At 42.4% G+C, this 3,664-nt stretch carries 2 protein-coding genes and 1 pseudogene; 2 read left to right on the top strand and 1 reads right to left on the bottom strand.

Translation table 11 applies throughout. From position 1 onward, the window contains the following. Positions 1-84: 84 nt before the first annotated feature. Positions 85-327: pseudogene (locus tag V7K25_RS04225) on the bottom strand (Uma2 family endonuclease); the annotation flags it as partial. Positions 328-594: 267 nt separating this feature from the next. On the opposite strand from V7K25_RS04225, the gene hemC reads away from it, so the two are divergent. Both hemC and glgA read left to right on the top strand, forming a co-directional pair. Then, the gene (gene hemC / locus V7K25_RS04220) at positions 595-1,566 is read left to right on the top strand and encodes a hydroxymethylbilane synthase (protein WP_335155365.1); all 972 of its coding nucleotides are present in this window, start codon (positions 595-597) and stop codon (positions 1,564-1,566) included. A 139-nt stretch (positions 1,567-1,705) separates the two neighbouring features. After that, positions 1,706-3,145 carry a glycogen synthase GlgA gene (gene glgA / locus V7K25_RS04215; RefSeq protein WP_335155363.1) on the top strand — a complete coding sequence of 480 codons (1,440 nt, stop codon included), beginning with the start codon at positions 1,706-1,708 and terminating at the stop codon, positions 3,143-3,145. Positions 3,146-3,664: the final 519 nt, after the last annotated feature.

Below are 3,664 nucleotides of genomic sequence, written 5' to 3'. Positions count from 1 at the left end.
CTGCTTAGTAGTGTAGATTTTCATCTCTGAAGTCTGTTTCTTTTCAACTCAGCATTGCTGAGTCTTTTCTTGTTGCCTAGTCTAAACTCCAGGAACAATTGACCGACCACCAAAAGTACAACGCAACTCTGGAAAAGCATAAGCGATTTGCCTCTTTTCTGTGACTTCATTAATTCCATCAATCAACTTAGCCTGAAGTCGGGAGTGGCGGGTTTTCGGCATTGGTTTTAGGATAATCTCACCATCAATATAAAGGCTTGCAGGCTTTGTTTCTGGTAACTTCAGAAACTCCTCTAGGGTTAGAGATGCAGATTTTGCAATACTCATAACTTCTGCTACTCCGAAAGTCCTACATCCAGTTTATAGCAGTTTTCAATCGATGCACCGTGTATTTTGATTCTCTTTGAGTAATAAATATAGTAGCTCATACCGTAATAATGCTGTACTAAATAGAATTGTTGGAGATTCCTGTAACAAACTTTAGGTAAAGAATTGTAATCCAAAATCCAAAATCCAAACCCCAAAATTGGTATGAGTCCCTGACTACGGTAGTCTAGATGAGAGTGAATTTATCGCCGTTTGATATATTGTTTTATGACTTCAGTTGTTTCTAGTCCTCCACGCACTATTCGGATTGGTTCACGCAAAAGCCAACTTGCTCTGGTTCAAACCTACTGGGTACAAGAGCAACTCCAGAAAGCCTTTCCCGATCTCACTTTTGAAGTCCACACCATGTCTACCCAAGGCGATAAAATCTTGGATGTAGCATTAGCTAAGATTGGCGATAAAGGACTTTTTACTAAAGAACTTGAAGTTGGAATGCTCAATCAAGAGATTGACTTTGCCGTTCATTCTCTTAAGGATCTGCCGACTCACTTACCTGAAGGGTTAACGCTAGCAGCAATTACTGAACGGGAAAATCCAGCAGATGCATTAGTGGTGCATGAAAAGCACAAAGATAAACAAATTGATACATTGCCAGAAGGCGCAGTAATTGGTACATCTTCGCTACGGCGGTTAGCACAGTTACGCCATCACTTCCCCCACTTTACCTTTAAGGATGTGCGGGGAAACTTAATTACACGGTTGGCAAAACTGGATGCAGGCGAATACGATGCCCTAATTTTGGCCGCAGCAGGGTTAGAGAGATTGGGAATGGGCGATCGCGTTCATCAAATTCTTCCCAAAGAAATCTCCCTTCACGCTGTAGGACAAGGAGCCTTGGGTATAGAATGCCGGGCTGATGATAGTGAAGTGCTATCTCTACTCAAAGCGATCGAACATCCCGAAACACGCGATCGCTGTCTAGCCGAACGGTCTTTTCTACGCTCTTTAGAGGGCGGTTGTCAAGTACCTATTGGTGTAAATACAGAAATATCTGGTGATAATTTGACCTTAACAGGGATAGTCGCCAGTGTAGATGGTCAAAAGTTCGTAAAAGATACCGTCACAGGGATTGCCAATAATGCTGAAGCGCTAGGCACAGAACTAGCACAAGTGTTGCGGCAACAGGGAGCGCAAGAAATTTTAGCAGAAATTTTTGCGGTGATTGGGCGCGGTACTTAAGCAATTGGGCAAGCCGATGTGATTAGATAAGAATTGATCGCCATTGCATCAAAGATGTGCCAGATGCGACAAATCGCATTGGTCGGGATCATAGAGTTAATTTGACAATATAGACAGAATCAGGGAAGCAAAAATTACCATGCGGATTCTATTTGTTGCAGCAGAGGCAGCGCCCATTGCGAAAGTAGGAGGAATGGGTGATGTTGTTGGGGCATTACCCAAATTTCTGAGAGAAATGGGGCATGATGTACGGATATTCTTGCCTTACTATGGCTTCCTGCCAGACAAAATGGAAATTCCCCAAGAACCCATCTGGTGGGGCGATGCCATGTTCCAGCACTTTGCAGTATACGAAAGCGTTCTGCCTGGTACTGATGTTCCCTTGTACTTATTTGGACATCCCGCCTTCATGCCCCGCCGCATTTATTCTGGAGAAGATGAAGATTGGCGGTTCACTTTGTTTGCTAATGGTGCAGCCGAGTTTGCCTGGAATTACTGGAAGCCAGAAATTATCCATTGCCACGATTGGCATACGGGGATGATTCCCGTGTGGATGCACCAAGATCCTGATATCAGCACAGTGTTTACCATCCATAATCTGGCTTATCAAGGGCCGTGGCGTTGGTATTTAGAAAAAATTACTTGGTGTCCTTGGTATATGCAAGGACACAACACAATGGCGGCGGCGGTGCAATTTGCCAATAAGGTAAATACAGTTTCGCCCACTTATGCAGAGCAAATCAAGACACCTACTTATGGTGAAACGTTAGAAGGTTTGCTCTCCTTTATTAGCGGGAAATTATCTGGGATTATCAACGGTATTGATACCGAAGTTTATAACCCAGAAAATGACAAATACATTACTCAAACCTTCACTGCTGATACTTTAGATAAACGCAAGGCCAACAAAATTGCTTTGCAAGAAGAACTAGGGTTAGAAGTCAACTCCAAAGCCTTTTTCATTGGGATTGTGACCCGATTAGTGGAACAAAAAGGCATTGACTTGATATTACAAATCCTCGATCGCTTCCTCTCCTATACAGATGCACAGTTTGTGCTGTTAGGGACAGGCGATCGCTACTATGAAACTCAGATGTGGCAATTAGCATCCCGCTTTCCCGGACGCATGGCAACTTACTTACTGTATAACGATGCCCTGTCTCGCCGCATTTACGCTGGTACTGATGCTTTCTTAATGCCTAGTCGTTTTGAACCTTGCGGTATCAGCCAAATGATGTCTTTACGTTATGGTTCTGTGCCTATTGTCCGCCGCACAGGTGGATTAGTTGATACCGTAAGCCATCACGACCCCGAAAATGCAGCAGGCACCGGTTATTGCTTTGACCGCTATGAAGCGCTAGACCTTTTCACCTGTATGATCCGGGCTTGGGAAGGCTTCCGTTTCAAACCGCAATGGCTAGAACTACAAAAGCGGGGCATGAGTGAAGACTTTAGTTGGTATCAATCTGCTAAAGAGTACGTGAAGTTGTACAGGTCAATTTTCGGTCTGCCAGAAGAAGAGGAGACACCACAACCAGAGTTAGTTTTAAACGAAGCGATCGCTAATAGCAAGTCATAAACCTCTGTAGGGGCATACAGATGTATGCACCATGCACCTCATTTTTGGAACTCATGATAGATAGCATTGTTTAGATTAACCTGATATCTAAAGATGCTAATCATGAGTTTTTTTGTTTCTGAAACAATTCTTTTTTTGTAAGTATATAAATCATACTATTTCACACAAACCCTGATACATTTTATTTTTTAGGCAAAACCTACACAGGATTCAATACTGCTCGGTTAAGGAAAGAAAGTAGGCTGAACCCCTCGAAATATCGTTGTCTATAATGCCCAAAAGAGGCTTAAGCGAGCAGTATTGACACAGGATTGCTATTTAACGCTGCTTTATTACTGTCACTAGATAAAAGTCAAAAAACTTTGTATAGGACTAATGTTTGATTTCTGAAAAAGCTCGGTACAGATCGAAAAGCCTAATTCCTAATTCCGGTTCTTCCGCTACTTTTATGGCGAGAATCAAAATTAATTAGATTTTAACAACTACAATTTAATATAAAAAATGGTTAAAATTTAGATA

The organism is Nostoc sp., from assembly GCF_036919495.1.
Lineage (GTDB): Bacteria > Cyanobacteriota > Cyanobacteriia > Cyanobacteriales > Nostocaceae > Nostoc.
This window is presented reverse-complemented; position numbering and strand designations above follow the sequence as displayed.